This is a genomic window from Ruminococcus sp. (genome assembly GCF_016283395.1).
Window position 1 is genome coordinate 1 of the sequence record NZ_JAEEMU010000040.1, and the last position, 16,610, is coordinate 16,610.

At 44.7% G+C, this 16,610-nt stretch carries 15 protein-coding genes, 6 tRNA genes and 2 rRNA genes; all 23 read right to left on the bottom strand.

Annotated features, from left to right (window positions below; genetic code table 11):
- Nucleotides 1-406, bottom strand: a 23S ribosomal RNA gene (locus QZZ41_RS08220); the annotation flags it as partial.
- Nucleotides 407-619: 213 nt separating this feature from the next.
- Nucleotides 620-696: transfer RNA gene (locus tag QZZ41_RS08225), tRNA-Ile, on the bottom strand.
- 5 nt (nt 697-701) lie between these two features.
- Nucleotides 702-777: transfer RNA gene (locus QZZ41_RS08230), tRNA-Ala, on the bottom strand.
- Nucleotides 778-890: 113 nt separating this feature from the next.
- Nucleotides 891-2,403: ribosomal RNA gene (locus QZZ41_RS08235) — 16S ribosomal RNA — on the bottom strand.
- Nucleotides 2,404-2,924: 521 nt separating this feature from the next.
- Entirely contained in the window at nt 2,925-4,034 is a 1,110-nt protein-coding gene (locus QZZ41_RS08240) for a transglutaminase domain-containing protein (protein WP_295070277.1), read from the bottom strand.
- Between the two features lies 1 nt (nt 4,035).
- Nucleotides 4,036-4,947: an NYN domain-containing protein gene (locus tag QZZ41_RS08245; RefSeq protein WP_295070280.1), complete on the bottom strand. Its 912-nt coding sequence runs from the start codon at nt 4,945-4,947 to the stop codon at nt 4,036-4,038.
- A 221-nt stretch (nt 4,948-5,168) separates the two neighbouring features.
- Nucleotides 5,169-5,687: a hypothetical protein gene (locus tag QZZ41_RS08250; RefSeq protein ID WP_295070282.1), complete on the bottom strand. Its 519-nt coding sequence runs from the start codon at nt 5,685-5,687 to the stop codon at nt 5,169-5,171.
- A gap of 58 nt (nt 5,688-5,745) precedes the next feature.
- Nucleotides 5,746-6,282, bottom strand: a complete 537-nt coding sequence (locus tag QZZ41_RS08255) for a hypothetical protein (RefSeq protein WP_295070285.1) — start codon at nt 6,280-6,282, stop codon at nt 5,746-5,748.
- Between the two features lie 22 nt (nt 6,283-6,304).
- Nucleotides 6,305-6,829 (bottom strand): hypothetical protein, encoded by a 525-nt coding sequence (locus tag QZZ41_RS08260; protein WP_295070288.1) that lies wholly within the window; start codon nt 6,827-6,829, stop codon nt 6,305-6,307.
- Between the two features lie 106 nt (nt 6,830-6,935).
- Nucleotides 6,936-7,011: transfer RNA gene (locus QZZ41_RS08265), tRNA-Gly, on the bottom strand.
- 30 nt (nt 7,012-7,041) lie between these two features.
- A tRNA-Phe gene (locus QZZ41_RS08270) sits at nt 7,042-7,117 on the bottom strand.
- A 4-nt stretch (nt 7,118-7,121) separates the two neighbouring features.
- Nucleotides 7,122-7,198 (bottom strand) — tRNA-Asp (locus tag QZZ41_RS08275).
- Between the two features lie 3 nt (nt 7,199-7,201).
- Nucleotides 7,202-7,277, bottom strand: a tRNA-Val gene (locus QZZ41_RS08280).
- Between the two features lie 276 nt (nt 7,278-7,553).
- The gene (locus tag QZZ41_RS08285; RefSeq protein ID WP_074718387.1) at nt 7,554-7,835 is read right to left on the bottom strand and encodes a hypothetical protein; all 282 of its coding nucleotides are present in this window, start codon (nt 7,833-7,835) and stop codon (nt 7,554-7,556) included.
- A gap of 20 nt (nt 7,836-7,855) precedes the next feature.
- On the bottom strand, nt 7,856-9,385 hold the full coding sequence (locus QZZ41_RS08290) for a DUF4340 domain-containing protein (protein WP_295070294.1): 1,530 nt from the start codon (nt 9,383-9,385) through the stop codon (nt 7,856-7,858).
- Nucleotides 9,382-10,971, bottom strand: a complete 1,590-nt coding sequence (locus tag QZZ41_RS08295; protein ID WP_295070297.1) for a Gldg family protein — start codon at nt 10,969-10,971, stop codon at nt 9,382-9,384. The genes QZZ41_RS08290 and QZZ41_RS08295 overlap by 4 nt, the downstream gene beginning before the upstream one ends.
- A gap of 30 nt (nt 10,972-11,001) precedes the next feature.
- Complete coding sequence (locus tag QZZ41_RS08300; protein ID WP_295070300.1) at nt 11,002-11,721, bottom strand: ABC transporter permease subunit; 720 nt, start codon at nt 11,719-11,721, stop codon at nt 11,002-11,004.
- Nucleotides 11,721-12,839 carry an ABC transporter ATP-binding protein gene (locus tag QZZ41_RS08305; protein ID WP_295070303.1) on the bottom strand — a complete coding sequence of 373 codons (1,119 nt, stop codon included), beginning with the start codon at nt 12,837-12,839 and terminating at the stop codon, nt 11,721-11,723. Before QZZ41_RS08305 ends, QZZ41_RS08300 begins: the two co-directional genes overlap by 1 nt.
- Nucleotides 12,840-12,957: 118 nt before the next feature.
- A complete protein-coding gene (locus tag QZZ41_RS08310; RefSeq protein WP_295070306.1) occupies nt 12,958-13,842 on the bottom strand; it encodes a bifunctional riboflavin kinase/FAD synthetase in 885 nt (294 codons plus the stop codon).
- Between the two features lie 4 nt (nt 13,843-13,846).
- A complete protein-coding gene (gene truB / locus QZZ41_RS08315) occupies nt 13,847-14,740 on the bottom strand; it encodes a tRNA pseudouridine(55) synthase TruB (RefSeq protein WP_295070309.1) in 894 nt (297 codons plus the stop codon).
- Nucleotides 14,737-15,693, bottom strand: coding sequence for a DHH family phosphoesterase (locus tag QZZ41_RS08320; protein ID WP_295070312.1), 957 nt, complete (start codon nt 15,691-15,693; stop codon nt 14,737-14,739). Before QZZ41_RS08320 ends, truB begins: the two co-directional genes overlap by 4 nt.
- Before the next feature lie 11 nt (nt 15,694-15,704).
- On the bottom strand, nt 15,705-16,043 hold the full coding sequence (gene rbfA / locus QZZ41_RS08325; protein ID WP_295070314.1) for a 30S ribosome-binding factor RbfA: 339 nt from the start codon (nt 16,041-16,043) through the stop codon (nt 15,705-15,707).
- Nucleotides 16,044-16,060: 17 nt separating this feature from the next.
- Nucleotides 16,061-16,609 (bottom strand): hypothetical protein, encoded by a 549-nt coding sequence (locus tag QZZ41_RS08330; RefSeq protein WP_295070316.1) that lies wholly within the window; start codon nt 16,607-16,609, stop codon nt 16,061-16,063.
- Between the last annotated feature and the right edge of the window lies 1 nt (nt 16,610).

Below are 16,610 nucleotides of genomic sequence, written 5' to 3' on the forward strand. Positions count from 1 at the left end.
CTGGATCCTGCTCGCTGACTCAACTTTTCACCTACGCGATTATCACGCTCTCTGATCGGCTTTCCCACACCGTTCGGTTAAGTCTTGTCAATGCTAAATGCAGTCCGCAACCCCGAAAGAATTGCTTCTCTCGGTTTGGCCTCTTTCCCTTTCGCTCGCCACTACTCAGGAAATCTCGGTTGATTTCTCTTCCTCGCCCTACTTAGATGTTTCAGTTCAGGCGGTTTCCCTCATATACCTATGTATTCAGTATATGATAGATGAGGTTTGCTCATCTGGATTGCTCCATTCGGAAATCCACGGATCAAAGCGTACTTACCGCTACCCGTGGCTTATCGCAGTTAATCACGTCCTTCTTCGGCTCCCAATGCCAAGGCATTCGCCCTGCGCTCTTTTTAGCTTTACCATTTGCTTCATGTTCTATGAGTTCTCTAAGAAATTGTTAATTTCTCAATACTTGTAGTTTATTACCCGATAATTTATCTTATCGTCTTTTACTCGTAGTATCCTCATTTGCATTACTTTTGCTTTATTCAGTTTTCAAGTTCCTTTTCTCTGTTCCTAAGAACAGATCTCAGCAACAACTTTTTTGTTTGTTGCTCAAATCCATGCTTAGGATTGGTGGGCACAAATGGACTCGAACCATCGACCTCACGCTTATCAGGCGTGCGCTCTAACCACCTGAGCTATGCGCCCTTTTTTGGTGGAGATGAGGAGGATCGAACTCCTGACCCTCTGCGTGCAAGGCAGATGCTCTCCCAGCTGAGCTACACCCCCATTATTATTCGGTTCTCTCAGTTGCTTTTCTACAGCATCCTCAAAATCAAACAATGCAATGTAACGGCTCTTGCTGACCAGAGTAGAAACATTTTTGTTTCTTAACTCCTTAGAAAGGAGGTGATCCAGCCGCACCTTCCGATACGGCTACCTTGTTACGACTTCACCCCAGTCATCAATCCCACCTTCGGCTGCGTCCTCATTGCTGTTAGACTACAGACTTCGGGTGTTACCGACTCCCATGGTGTGACGGGCGGTGTGTACAAGGCCCGGGAACGTATTCACCGCGGCATGCTGATCCGCGATTACTAGCAATTCCGACTTCATGCAGGCGAGTTGCAGCCTGCAATCTGAACTGGGACAATTTTTTGAGATTCGCTCCACGTCACCGTCTTGCTTCTCTTTGTTAATTGCCATTGTAGTACGTGTGTAGCCCAGGTCATAAGGGGCATGATGATTTGACGTCATCCCCACCTTCCTCCGTTTTGTCAACGGCAGTCCCTTTAGAGTGCTCTTGCGTAGCAACTAAAGGTAAGGGTTGCGCTCGTTGCGGGACTTAACCCAACATCTCACGACACGAGCTGACGACAACCATGCACCACCTGTCTATATGCCTCCGAAGAGGTTTCATCTATCTCTAGACTATGCATACGATGTCAAGACCTGGTAAGGTTCTTCGCGTTGCTTCGAATTAAACCACATACTCCACTGCTTGTGCGGGCCCCCGTCAATTCCTTTGAGTTTCAACCTTGCGGCCGTACTCCCCAGGTGGATTACTTATTGTGTTAACTGCGGCACGGAAGGGGTCAGTCCCCCCACACCTAGTAATCATCGTTTACAGCGTGGACTACCAGGGTATCTAATCCTGTTTGCTCCCCACGCTTTCGAGCCTCAGCGTCAGTAAAAGCCCAGTAAGCCGCCTTCGCCACCGGTGTTCCTCCTGATATCTACGCATTTCACCGCTACACCAGGAATTCCGCTTACCTCTACTTCACTCAAGAACTACAGTTTCAAATGCAGCTCATGGGTTGAGCCCCTGCATTTCACATCTGACTTGCAATCCCGCCTACGCTCCCTTTACACCCAGTAATTCCGGACAACGCTCGCTCCCTACGTATTACCGCGGCTGCTGGCACGTAGTTAGCCGGAGCTTCCTCCTAAAGTACCGTCATTATCGTCCTTTAAGACAGGAGTTTACAATCCGAAAACCTTCTTCCTCCACGCGGCATCGCTGCATCAGGGTTTCCCCCATTGTGCAATATTCCCCACTGCTGCCTCCCGTAGGAGTCTGGGCCGTGTCTCAGTCCCAATGTGGCCGTTCAACCTCTCAGTCCGGCTACTGATCGTCGACTTGGTGAGCCGTTACCTCACCAACTATCTAATCAGACGCGAGCCCATCTCAGAGTGATAAATCTTTGATAACTAAATCATGCGGTTCAGTTATGTTATGAGGTATTACCATCCGTTTCCAGAAGCTATCCCTCTCTCTAAGGTAGGTTGCTCACGTGTTACTCACCCGTCCGCCACTAAGAATATCTAAGTAAACTCAAATATTCTCCGTTCGACTTGCATGTGTTAAGCGTGCCGCCAGCGTTCGTCCTGAGCCAGGATCAAACTCTTTATTAAAGTTGTATATATAAATCCTTAGATTTAAATATCGATCCAGTTCATAACGCTTGCGTTATTACTTCAAAGTGTTTTTTAGTCTTTTCTTGACTTTTCTTTTTTCAAAGAAATCTCAAGGGTCGTTACTTTTCTTATTCGCATTGTTCAATTTTCAAGATGCTGTTTACCATCTCTTGCGAGACAGCTTTAATATTATATCACTTTCCTTCAGACTTGTCAAGAGGTTTTTCGAAATTTCTTTTGGAAATTTTTCTTTTTCTCTTGACTGTCTTTTAGGACAGCTTTAATATTATATCACAACTCATTTCCTTTGTCAATACCTTTTCGGAAATTTTTGTGATTTGTTTTTCATCTCCGCTCCGTCTTTACCCCTCTAATGCTGCCCCAGCAGTCTTACTCTTCAGCGTCTTTCCCTCGCGGCGACTTATTTATTATAGCAGGTTTGCCATGAAATGTCAACACGTTAATTGTGCCAACCTTATCTGTTGTAATATGCCGAATTGTGTACATTTTTACAACTCTCACGTAAACATCATTGTAAGGCAGAGTTCCTGCTCGTTTTCTTTGAGCGTAAACGTCACTTCACCGTTGTATTCATAGCCCGATTCATCAAGAAGATTGAAGATATTTTCCTCTGTTATGAAGTTCTCTCTGAACCTCTCGTAAGTCTTTGAATCTGAAAAACGTATCTCTATCGTTCCGTTTCCGTTTGACAATTCTCTGCGAACTATTTCTTCCGCTTTCTCTACCGAATCGGCATACAACCCACGCTTCACATAATAGTTCCACTTATTGCTGATGCATGGAAACGGCGTAAATAACGTATCATCGGCATAATGTGTTTTTGAGAAATCTGCATCGGAGCACAGGAAATACATCTGTCTCGTTTCTCCGACAACATCTGTATCCGCCCATGTTACGTCGATATTGTACCATTCGTCGTCTATTTTCACCTGATTCCACGCATGGTTCTCACCTTTGTCGGTAGTACCTGTTATAACCACGCTTTGCAGTCCCAGCTTCCCTGCAAGCAGATTGAAAGCCTTTGCATAGCCCTCACAGTTTGCTTCGCCTCTTACAAGGCAGCCGTAGACAGTTGACGCAAATTCGCTGTCATCACCTGTTATATACTGGCATTTCCTTACAATGAAATCATTGATATATCTTGCTTTCTCCTCATCATTTGTAAGCACGTCAGTCTCGGACATGAACGCATCCAGCGCACCTTCAAGATCCTGCTCCTTCTGATGAGGTCTTGTCATGTCTCTGTATGCTATCTTCGCATCACGAACTTTCTGAGCCGTATAGTAGACAGAATCAAGATAATAAAATGCACTTTCCTGCTTTTCGAGTATGCAGTAGACCTTGGAGTAGGTATTGCCGTCCACCTCGTAGGGCAGGGGTATCTCTTCCTTCCTCTCGCATATTCCACGGTAAAGTGCAGTATATATACTTTTCTCCTTTGTTGTGAGCTGGCTGTATATCGGTCTCATAGCCTTTTCATCTGCTGTGAGGTACGAAGCGTCAGGATAGCTCTTCATTATGCCCGAGCGTTTGATATAACGCCACGACATGAACAGACAGCCGGCACATACGATACAAAGGATAACTGTTATCAGTTTCTTTCCCAAATCAGTTCTCCGTTATCATAACTGTATTGTTCCGTATTTTGAATGACGGCAGATTTTCCACGAACTTGCTGAACTTTGAATACCCGTAGGACTTTACATCAAACTCGGGTATCTTTGCACAGAGCTGCTTTTTGAGCTCACCAAGATTGTAGCCTTTGCTGCCGTTTGTGCGGACTATAGCCGCAAGAGTGTTTTCTATGCGTTCAAGGTCGGTCATGCTGGACTTCTGGGAAACGAGTATGCTGCTTCCCACCTGTCTGAAGCTCAGACCGTCGAAATCCTTCAGGAACTGTGAAAACTTTGAATAGCCGTAGTTTCTCACATCGAAATCAGGATAGCGGTTGAGAAGTCTGCTTCCAAGCTCGCCTATATTGATCTCGTCCTGTAGGTTTGCATTTTCGGTTATTATCCTTACTATAGCCGATTCAAGAGTCTTGAGCTCTACCTTTTCGCTCTCAACTGTACCCTGCAGCTCCTCATCAGCAAGTATCTCAAGGTACTTGAATGCGTTACAGGCTGTACTGAAAGGCTTCGGGGTTTTCTGCTCGCCCATGCCTATAACGTGCATTCCCGATTCACGCAGACGTATAGCAAGTCTTGTAAAGTCGCTGTCACTGGAAACGATGCAGAAGCCGTCAACGTTATGGGAGTAGAGTATGTCCATAGCGTCGATTATCATAGCCGAGTCGGTCGCATTTTTTCCCGTGGTATAGCTGTACTGCTGTACAGGGGTGATAGCATTGTCAAGAGCCATATTCTTCCAGCCTGCAAGATTTGGTCTCGTCCAGTCGCCGTAAACTCTTTTGTAAGTTACAACTCCGTAGTTCGATACCTCATCGAGAATATATCTTGTATATTTTGCCGCAACATTATCTGCATCTATCAATACTGCATATCGTGTTTCTTTTTCCATTTTCTCACTCCTGTATTTTATACCCGCACAGCGGAATGTGATATATTTATTATAACATTTATATAAGATTTTGTATATAGTAATTCCGCACAAAGACAAAGAGCCGTCTTTGTGCGGAATTAAGACACCGCCAAGCCGACAGTATAATATTATGCGGTATTTTTGCAATTATTACCATAAGAAAAAGTCCTGAACAAAAAATTGTTTCAGGACTTTATATATCAGTATTTAAAGATCTGTCCGTTATGCTCAACGCCGTTTTCCGACCACTTAAAATCGCTGAAGCTCTTATCGGAATAGAAAATGCGCTCATACTCAAACATACCGCTCTTGCGGTATACAGAACGGCTTTCCTTTTCTTCGCTCTCTCCGTCTACATAATAAAGAGTATGCTTTCCGTCAGGGCTTTTCATGCTTACGAGAGACTCGCCCAGCCAGTCAGTACCGAAAATGAGGAAAGAAAATCCAAGCGCGCCGAGGAATACCAGTGAAAGCACAGACGGAAGTCTTTTGCCGCCGTATTGTCTTTTCCATATCTGCAAAAAAGCCATGAACGTTCCAAGGCACAGAAAAGCAGGCGCAGCCAGTGCGAGCACGTTCACCATGAACCTTTCCGTAAATTTCCAGATCGCAATAAGCTCGTTGGTATCACCGATTAATACCATAAGGCATATCATTGCTGCAAGGCATAATATACCAAGAATAAGGAATAACCATTTCAATGCTTTTATCAGTTTCATTTTTTGACCTCTTTTTTCATAATATTATAAAATTTATTGCTGCATAGATAAGTGGGAATTATTTTTGAGATATATTATCAAGCAAATCATATCCAAACATCTCACCGTCAACAGACAGTGCATCGTCTTTCCATTCTATATTGTCAAGAGCACCCGAATCAGTACTTTTGATAATATAATACGTGTGACCGTCGCCCTTGCGCAGCCACGCAACATCACCTGTTTCTTTGTTTCTTACGTAATAAACAGAGTGCTTTCCGTCAGAGCTTTCCAGCTCATGCATAAAGTATCCGATGTGACCGCCTGTTATGGCGTAGATAAGTCCAAGAGCACCTCCGCAGATAAGAGCGACAAATCCAAGTATTATAATGCCGTTTTTATTCGCGCGTATCCTCTCAACCAATGCGATAACAGCAGTTGCTCCAATAAAAAGCGGTACACCCACAAAGCACAGATTACTTAGAAAGGTCTCGGACATTCCGCAGAAAACCCTTACAGCATGGTCATCGAGACCGCTCTGGGTGGTTTCAAAATAACATACACCGCCGACACAGACCAAAGCTGCCAACAATAAAACTATTTTCAGTATCTTCATATTCTGCCTCAACAATTATATATTATTTGTCATCATAAGGAGAACACGGGTATTGCTTTCCGTCAACATTAAATCCTGCATCTCCCCACTCTATTTCAACAGGCTCATCGCTTGCAAACAGATACTCATAGGTAAATGTTCCTACTCTGCGGTAGTAAACGCATTTCCTGCCCGATTCAGTATCCTTTGCAATATAGCTTACAGAGTGTCTGCCACCGGGACTTACTGCCTTGTGTTCCCTTACGTATATATCATCATTTTTTGACATACAGAACATGAGCACAGCTGCGCCAACCAAGACAAATGTACCGAACAGCCAGAGTCCCTTATGCTTTTCACCATTCTTTACTTTTTCAATAAAGAGTGCAAATGAAGCAACTCCGAGGAAGAAAGGCACCAGCAGGAACAGCACCCATTCCAAAAAAGCTTCTCTGAAGCCGAAAATCAGAATAAGGTCTTTCGTAATACTATCAAAAAATCCCACAATAAAGCAGGCAATACCGCTGAGCAGTGCCAGAACGAGAGACGTTACTTTAGATTTTTTCATTTTTTACCCCTTTGTATGATTATCCCTATTACCCCATATTAATTAAAAAATCCCGAAACTATTGCTTCGGGATTTACGTAATACCAAGGTTATTACCCCAGTACTATGGAGCGGATTACGAGGCTCGAACTCGCTACCTCCACCTTGGCAAGGTGGCGCTCTACCAGATGAGCTAAATCCGCATTGTATATAGAACGCGTTCGCGTTCTATATGGTGCTTCCGGTCGGAATCGAACCAACGACACGGGGATTTTCAGTCCCCTGCTCTACCGACTGAGCTACAGAAGCGTGTTGGCGACCCCGAACAGATTCGAACTGTCGACCTCCTGCGTGACAGGCAGGCGTTCTAACCAACTGAACTACGAGGCCATGTGGTGGGGACTACAGGGCTCGAACCTGTGACCCTCTGCTTGTAAGGCAGATGCTCTCCCAGCTGAGCTAAACCCCCACATCGCATTGCTTTATTCTGTCGTTTCAGGTGTCTTATCCCTGACGACGAAAATAATTATACCACAGTATTTTTGATTTGTCAAGCATTTTTTGAAAAAAATTTCGGATTTTTTTAAAAAAGTCCGAAAAAGCCTATTTTAAGCAAAAAAATATGCAACGATATCGCTCGCTAATAACTAATAACTATCCGCCAACAGAAAAGCCATAGCATCTCTGACCGTGAGACGCTATGGCTGAAACTCATTATTCCCGTACCGTTAAGCACGGCACTGTCTTAGTTCTTCAGAGCTTTTTCAAGCCATACGCTTGCGATATCGAGTGCCTCATAGAGACCGCACTCACGCTCTGTATTCTTAACGAAAGCTTTCAGGGGGTTGGGCTCGTTGGTATCCATCTGAACGACTCTTACCTTTGATGTGACCTTTTCGCCGTTTTCTTCTTTTGTATCGAGTATCTGAATAAAAATAACGTAAGGATCAGACATAAAGCCGTAGTATATGTCGTTGCCGCTTCTTACCAGAGGGTAGCCCTTATATGTGTTGAATTTTGCGTTCATTATATAACCTCCTTGGAATTTTACCAGTTTTTAATGTAATCCTCTCCTGTGCCTATGCGCTTGATATTTTCTATGAGGGTATTCACATAGGACTTTGTACAATAGTACCTGCTCTCCCCGTTTATAACAATAAGAGAACGCATTAAAGAATCATCATAGAATTCATACGTTGTAGTTGTGTTTGCATGGTCATCTTTATACGACAGAGTTGCCATTGGTTCACCGTCAGGAACAGGCACGTCTATTGCAAATTCCTCTGCATTTGTACCTGTAAGGAACGAATAGAACAGTCTGTATCTTTCAGAGTCGAAATCCTCACCGTTTTTCTTTACAATGAAATCGCTTGACTTCGGACTGTCGGGAATATTATCCTTATCCTTCGGCATTATTGCAAAATCCACCTTTTCATCTGCGTCCTTTACAGACAGCTCGGAGATGTTCCATACATAGTTTGTGATAAGCAGACGTGTAACTATGTCTATCGGATTGACAGTAAGCCATTTAGCATTGTCAACAGGAACGATGAATATCACCTTTGCCCCTTCAAACATAGCATTGCTGCACTTTTTGCCACTGTCGCCGGCATACGGCTCGCTGAGCAGAAGCTTATATGTGTTTCCGTCATCGCAGTCCATAGTTACGGTGCAGAAAGGTGCATCAAGACCTGCTTTTTTGATATCTTCGTCATTGCAGTCAACAGCATAGACATCGGAAGCTGTAAGCCCGAACATACCTGTTGTGATATTTGTGGACTTTTCTACGGCAAGATAGCTCTCTACAGGAGATACCAGCTTATGCGAAGCAGAAGTACCGCCTGATTTCTTGTCACTGCTTGTGTCATCGTATTCGATGAGCATATCCTCGTCCATATCGCCGCGCTGTATCCTCAGACTATTAATGATAGGATACTCGTTATTTTCAGGCTTTGCCAGCATGACCTTTGAGATAAAGTCCTTCTGTCCTTTCTTAAAGTCCGCAATAGTTCCTGCACTTACGATATACACGTCTTTTTTACCGTCGACCATACAGTAAGTCGCGTCACCCGAAGGGGTATCTTCACCTAAATATAACTTGACCTTATTGCCTGACTCGTAGGTCAGTTCCACCTCTGCGACAGGATTGTCAAGTCCGTATTTACTAAGGTCGTCACAGCCCTCGGCAATGAGTTCCTTTGCCTGCAAGCCGTTTCCGCCATTGATAAGGGACGTTAACTTTGAAGTATCCGCGTTTATATCATCACCGTTTTCAAATGTATAAACAGTGACAGCATCTCCTTCTTCCTGCGGAACTTTCTTCATTACTATATCAAGAATGCCCTCGCTGTTCTTGATAACAGCACTTTTTACAACTGCATTCTCGTTTCCGTTATCGCTGACGAGAACAGTACCCTGTCCCACAGCCTGAGTAGCAATAATCTCCATTGTGGAATTAGTGTTGTTATTGCCGCCTTTTCCTTCTTCGGGAGTAAGCTTCATGTAGGCATATCCGCCTCCCAGCATAGCCGCAAGGACTGCACTGAGAGCGATGATGCCCTTTGCCTGTTTTTTCATTTATTCTTTCTCCTTAACAGTACGATAACACCGACAGCAGCAACGATGAACGGGATCACCCAGATAACGATGATCTTTATAACATTCGATTCCTTGAGAGTCGGTCTTATAAACGACTGCTGTAAATTCTTATCAGGAACGATAACGCCGCTTTCCTTACCTGTCATGTTATTAATGATATTAAGGACAACATTGCCGTTATTATATGCAGTGCTCTGTGTGAGGTATGTGCTGCTTGTCATTGCCGCACTTCCCATTACAAGGATGCTGCTTGTCATTGTCTTTATCTGCTCTGTACGCTGCTTCTGTGAAAGCATTACAACTGTCTTTGCGCCTTTTTCACCTGTTGCAGTTTTCATATCCTTCATATCAACAGCATAAGACTCATCGCATGATTTGAGAACTTCCTTTACAACGTCCTCGTTATTCTTTTTCAGTAATGAGATCTCTCTTGAAAAAGGAGCGATGATAGGCAGCTTCTCGTTAGGAAGCTTGCCAACAGAGTCGGGATCGTTTACATTGACCATAATGTTTGAAGCGTACTGTTCTGCATTTTCCTCATCGATTATGATGCTGTTTTCGACCTTTATGCTCCAGTCAGCAAGGAATTCGTCGATATTGGTAAGATCTGTCGATGAAAGATCAGGGACGTATATCATGCTCTTGCCGTAATTACCGCCGTTTTTAAGGAAATCATCAAGCTTTGTGATGATAGTTGGGGTAAAGTCAACGGAAGGAGTATAGATAACTACCATATCGTACTTGGCAGGATCAAGCTCATCTGTAGCTATGTCGATATCTGTACATTCATAACCGTTCTTTGCAAGGAGCTTATCCTCGAAAGAAGCGATAACGTAAGAATAGTTATCGGCATTGTAGACAGAAGCACCGTTAATGGTCTTTACGAAAGCCACGCTTACAGGGTGTGCATCTGTAACATTCAGGATAGCAGAAGTAAGTGTGCTCTCACCAACGAAATTAAGGCTCTGTGTTGTCTGATTGGGAGCGATCATATTCTGCACTTCAGCTTCAGTAAATACTTCGACCTTGTCGCCCGAAGAAATAATGATATTATTATGTGCTATATCGCCTGTAAAGTTCTTTTTATATTTGTTTATGATGTCAGGATCCTTATCCATATTGACATATTTTACATTGATACTGCCTTCACCCTGCTCGGCATATACCGAGTATTTATCAAGTATCTCGGGGATGATCTCAAAGGGTATCTCGATAATGATGCCGCTTTCGGCATAATCTCTCTCGATACTGTTTCCGAGATTTTCAAAATAGCTTCTTTCGGCAGTAACAACGATGTCAACGTCCTTTTTCAGTGACTTTACTGCATTGATCGACTGCTCTGTAAGCTCATATCTGTTATCGGGAGTTATATCCAGCTTCATAGGCTTGCGCTTAGCCATTATGCCCAGCATTATATTGAGCACAACAACTATAGCAGTAACGAGAGCAATGATAGTATAGAACATAGCACCGTATTTAAGCTTCTTTAAGTTTTTCTTTGCAGGAGCTTCTTCGGTAACTTCTGTTCCGCTTACCTTTGACTCATCAGTATCTTTTATACTCATCTGTATCAAAACCTTCCTTTCATGAATAGATCAGCTCCAGCGTCTCTTCTCAAGCACCTTGACGGTGAAGAAATTGAAGAGGAAAGCTACGCTGATGAAGAATACTACACTGGTGAGACTGAATACTCCCCTTGTAAATTCAACATATCTTGAATAGAAGGCTAAAGAAGTAACTGCCTTATAGACACCCTTCTCGAACCAGTTTCCGTTTGCGAAATTTGATACGAGCAGCTCTGAAAGATACATAACAAAGAGCAGCACAAGGCATACAACAGCAGAAGCCATCTGGTTCTCGGTAAGTGAAGATACGAATAATCCTACAGCTATGAAAGCTGCACCGAGGAAAAGTACGGCAAAATAGTTGCCAAGGAGCGGAGTCCATGCTATATCGCCCAGATAATTCAGTATAAATGCGTATATGAATACAATAGACTGAGCGATTATAAACAGCGTAAGAGCTGCAAAATATTTTCCCAGGACAATATCCCACAGACTTACAGGAGCTGTAAGAAGTCCCTGATCTGTCTTATTCTTCTTTTCTTCACTGAGAAGCTTCATTGTGAGTATCGGGATAAGACACATTACCACATAGAACATCGAGCTGAACATAGAAGCCACATTCGTGGTATTCGACATGATAGTGCCCGTAAAGAAGAATATACCCGAAACAAGCCAGAACACAGTAAGAAATACATAAGCTATGCCTGACGTAAAAAATGCGCCCATTTCGCGCCTGTAAATAGCTGACATTATTCCTCACCTCCGTTGTTTTCGCTGTTTTCTGCCGGTGTTTCCTCAGCTTTTTCCTCAGCCTCGTCTCCGGCATCTTCCTGAACAGCCCTGAGCTTACCGTTCTCAGTACGCTTTATAGCTATCTTTGGTTTGGAACTGCTGCCATTCTTGCTGTTCTTTTTGATATCCTCGTCCATAGTGATCTTGAGGAATATGTCCTCAAGAGTAAGGTCTGAAAGCTGAAGCATAAGGATATTCCAGCCTCTCTCGGCACACATTTTGTTGAGCTGACGGCGGATATCATTCTTTCCGTCTGTCTCCACATCGTAATCGTAAATGCCCTTTTCACGCTCCATATCAGCGCGGACATACTTTACACCGCCTATAGACTTGATAGCGTCTATTATTTCGCGCTTGTCATCAGCAGTATGAGTAGGACCTTCGATACGAAGCACCATTTTATGCTCATTGGTGATGTTGCAGGCTATTTCCTCGGCAGTGCCGTCAGCAGCAACCTCGCCCTTGTTTATAATGATGATTCTGTCGCATACAGCCTGTATCTCGGGAAGTATGTGTGATGACAGGATAACTGTATGTCTCTTGCCGAGCTTTTTGATAAGAGTTCTTATCTCGATTATCTGGCTCGGGTCAAGACCAACTGTAGGCTCGTCAAGAATAAGCACAGGCGGATTGTTGATAAGTGCCTGAGCAAGACCTACTCTCTGACGATAACCTTTTGAAAGGTTCTTGATAAGTCTGTGTCTTACGTCCTGTAACATACAGCGTGTGCAGATGTCCTTGAGATGAGCTTTTCTCGGGAGCTTGCACTTTTTAAGATCATACATGAAATTGAGATAGGCATCTACCGTCATATCAACATAGAGAGGCGGTATTTCGGGCAGATAACCTATCTTTGCCTTGGCTTTCTTAGGTTCTTCAAGGATATCAGTACCGTCAATGAGTATCTCTCCCGAAGTTGACGATATATATCCTGTCAGCATATTCATGGTCGTTGACTTTCCTGCACCGTTAGGTCCGAGGAAACCGAGTATCTCACCCTTTTCGACCTTGAAGCTGATATCGTTTACAGCTACTTTTGAGCCGTATTTTTTTGTAAGGTTTTTGACCTCTATCATTGGGTTTTACACTCCTTATTATATAATTCAGAGGTTTCGCGGCATAAAAAACCGCATTTTCAGCAATATCTATGTTAATACTTGTTTGTGATAACAAAATGAAAGCAGTGCGAATTTTTCAGGAGATATTGACAGCTGCCTGTATATCGGCTTTTATCTGTGCTTTCAGCTCATCGAGAGAGCCGAATTTTGTTTCGGGACGGATAAAGCTCTTAAAGCATACATCAACGTTTTTGCCGTAAAGGTCGCCGCTGTATCCGATTATGTGAGTCTCCGCAAGTGGTCTGCGAACGCCCTCTATAGTAGGCTTTACCCCCACATTTGTCACCGACGGGAGCACCTTTCCGCCCACATTGGTGAGCGTACTGTACACGCCGTATCTCGGCACGAGCTGTCCCTCGGCAAAGTCCTGATTGATAGTCGGGAAGTCGATAGTCCTGCCGATGTGATTGCCGTCTGTTACATTTGCATTTATGAAGTAAGCAGAGCCGAGCAGCTCGTTTGCCGAAGCAATATCGCCTTTAAGCAAAAGCTCCCTTATGCGGCTTGACGAAACAACGCTGCCGCCGTATTCAACTGCGCCGACTACCTCGACTTCAAAGCCGAAACGCTTTCCGAACTCCATAAGCTCCTGCGCACCGCATGCTGCATTTTTTCCAAATCTGAAATCATCGCCGCAGCACACATGAGCCGCGCCCATTTGCCTGCAAAGTATCTCCTGTGCGAATTCTTCACCTGTAAGACCGCAAAGGCTCTCAAACGCAGGACTTATAATATCGTCCACGCCTATCTGCTCACAGAGGAGTATCTCCTTTTCGGTCTTTGTATAGATAAATCCCGACGAGCCGCCTGATTTTCTCAGCACGCACTCTGGCTCGAAAGTGAATACCGAAGCCGTAAGTCCGTTTTCACGCTGAGCCGCAGCCGCATCTATCACGGCTCTGTGGCCAAGATGCACTCCATCGAAAAGTCCCAAAGCAACAGCAGTTTTTTTAGTTCCCATGCCGTCACCCTAAATTCTTTCCCACACGAAGGATACCGCCCTCGCGGTCAGCAAAAGCCGTACCTATAAATGCACCGTCAAAGCCGTACACTCCGTAACATTCCGCATCATCGCGTATATTGCGAAGCTTTGAAAGGTCAAGCTTTACGCCGTTTCTGTACATTCTTGTCTGCGCCTCGCCCAGCCTGAGCTTAGGCAGCTTTTCAAAGACTCTTTCAATAGGCAGGATAAGCTCTTCCAGCCTGTCCTCGTCCTTTGCCTTCTGTATCTCTTCCAGTGAAAAACATTCATCAAGACCGAAGCCGCCTGAGGAAGTCCTTACCAGTGAGGTCATTATCCCTCCGCAGCCCAGTCTTTCACCGATATCGCTGATTATAGTTCTTATATAAGTACCCTTGCCGCAGGCTATAGACAGTACACCCTCACGGGTACTGCTGTCATATTCCTCCAGCACAAGCTTTGATACTTCTATTTCACGAGCCTCACGCTCGACTTCTATTCCTTGTCTCGCAAGGTCGTAAAGGCGTTTTCCGCCCACCTGAACAGCCGAATACATAGGCGGAAGCTGCATTATCTTTCCTGTAAACTCAGGTATAACAGCTTCTACGGCAGCTCTTTCCACTGCCATATCCGACTTTTCACTGACCTCGCCCCAGATATCCTGCGTATCCGACACCGCACCGAGGCGGAAACCTGCACGATAGCTTTTTGTATTATCGGGCATGATATCGCAGGCTTTCGTGGCATTGCCCACGAATACAGGCAATACTCCCGTAGCCATAGGATCAAGAGTACCACCGTGTCCGAGCCTTTTCATCTGAAGTATGCCGCGAAGTTTCGCCACAACATCAAACGAAGTAAAATCCTGTGGTTTGTTTACGCAGAGAATACCGTTCATTTGCTGAGAGCTCCTTCAACAGCACTGATGAGGAATTTCTTAGCGTCCTCAAGAGGACCGTCGATAGTACAGCCTGCTGCCTTTGCGTGACCGCCGCCGCCTATCATCTGACATATAGCCGAAACATTCACCTCATTTGCCGAGCGGAATGAGCACTTGAAAACGCCGTCCTCACGCTCGCGCATAAGTATACCTACTTCTGTTTCTTCAAGCTGTATAGTCAGCGGAGCAAAGCCTTCCAGCTCCTCCATAGAAACGTTCATAGCCTTCATCATGTCCTGTGTGACAGCTGCGATAGCCAGCTTTCCGCCGAGGCAGTATTCCATGAGCTCGTTGACCTTAGCTTCAAGCTTCAGTCTGCCCATAGACTTCACATCGAACATATAACGGTTTATTCTTGCGAAATTTATATCATAGCTGCGCATCATCTCTGCTGCTATCTCATGAGCACGGGGAGTAGTACAGTCGTACTTGAAGCAGCCCGAATCCGTAGCAATACCCGTATAAAGGCACATAGCGCAGTGCTTGGTTATCTTTACGCCCATGAACTTTGCAAGATCATAGATTATCTCGCAGGCAGCAGTAGCGTCGCTGCGGAGCAGAGTTTTCTCCGCATAATTCTTATTTGAGATATGGTGGTCGATGCAGAGCTGCACCTTTCCGCCGTAGATGTCCTTATAGTCACCCATAAGGTTTTCGTCGGCGATATCCACCGCAATGATCGTTTTAGGCTCAAACTCTTCTCCTGCGCCCTCGCTTACGAGAAAATCATAGCGCGGCGAAGGGAAGCCGTCATGGCACACGACTCTGCTTCGGATACCCAGCTGAGCAAGGATATCCTTCAAGCCAAAGCCTGCACCTATACAGTCACCGTCAGGATTACGGTGAGTGATTATAACTGCGTCCTCGCAGTTTCTGAGAAAGAGCTCAGCCTCACTGAAACCGATGAACATAGTGATCCTCCTTACAGCAGGTCATGGAGCTTTTTGCTTATCTCCGCGCTTCTTTCGATAGAATTGTCGGCAATGAAGGTAAGATTGGGAGCTTTACGCATTTTGAGTCTGTGAAAAAGCTCTCTCTTGATAAATCCTGCCGCACTTTTAAGTCCCTCAACGGACTGTTTTGCTCTTTCAATGCCCTCAAAGCTGGATACGTATATCTTACAGCTTGACATATCGCCCGAAAGATCGGCTCTTACGATAGTGAGCATCTTATCTATGCGCGGATCTTTAAGCTCTCTGAGAATTGCTGTCATTTCCCTTTTTATATCTTCAGCCATACGGCTGTTCTTGAAATTAGGCATGGTAATCCTTCCTCGTGTCACAAGCTGACGGTGAAACCGCCATCTTTTTTCTCTTCATGTTTATCGGAATCGGCAGATTTTGCAGACTTTTTCGCATTTTTCTTAGCAGCCTTTTTGGCCTGCTTCTTCACAGGCTTCTCTTCAGCTGCATTTTCCTCGGCAGCTTCTTCAACAGCTTCAGGCTCGGGCTCTGCCTCAGCAGCAGCGCCCCCATCAACTGCCTGCTCAGGCTCGGCAAAAAATCCGTCGCCGAATATATCCGCAGAAAAAGCTACATCTTCATCGCTGCGGCTGTAATCGGGTATTTCCTCGTCGCCCTCTTCGCCGTAGTAGATATCTGCGTAATTGCCGTATTCGGGTTCAAGCTCCACATCACGAACAGGACGCTCGATACCCATAAGATCATCTGTATATGCTTCAGGTTCTTCAAATGCGCTGCACTGACCGAGAAGTATTTTCTTTACCGACTCAAAGAAGAATACGTCGATAGGACCAAAATCGTCCCACGCCAGTGCCTCATTACAGTACTGCAGCATATCCGCAGTACTCATTCTGCTGTTATCCATG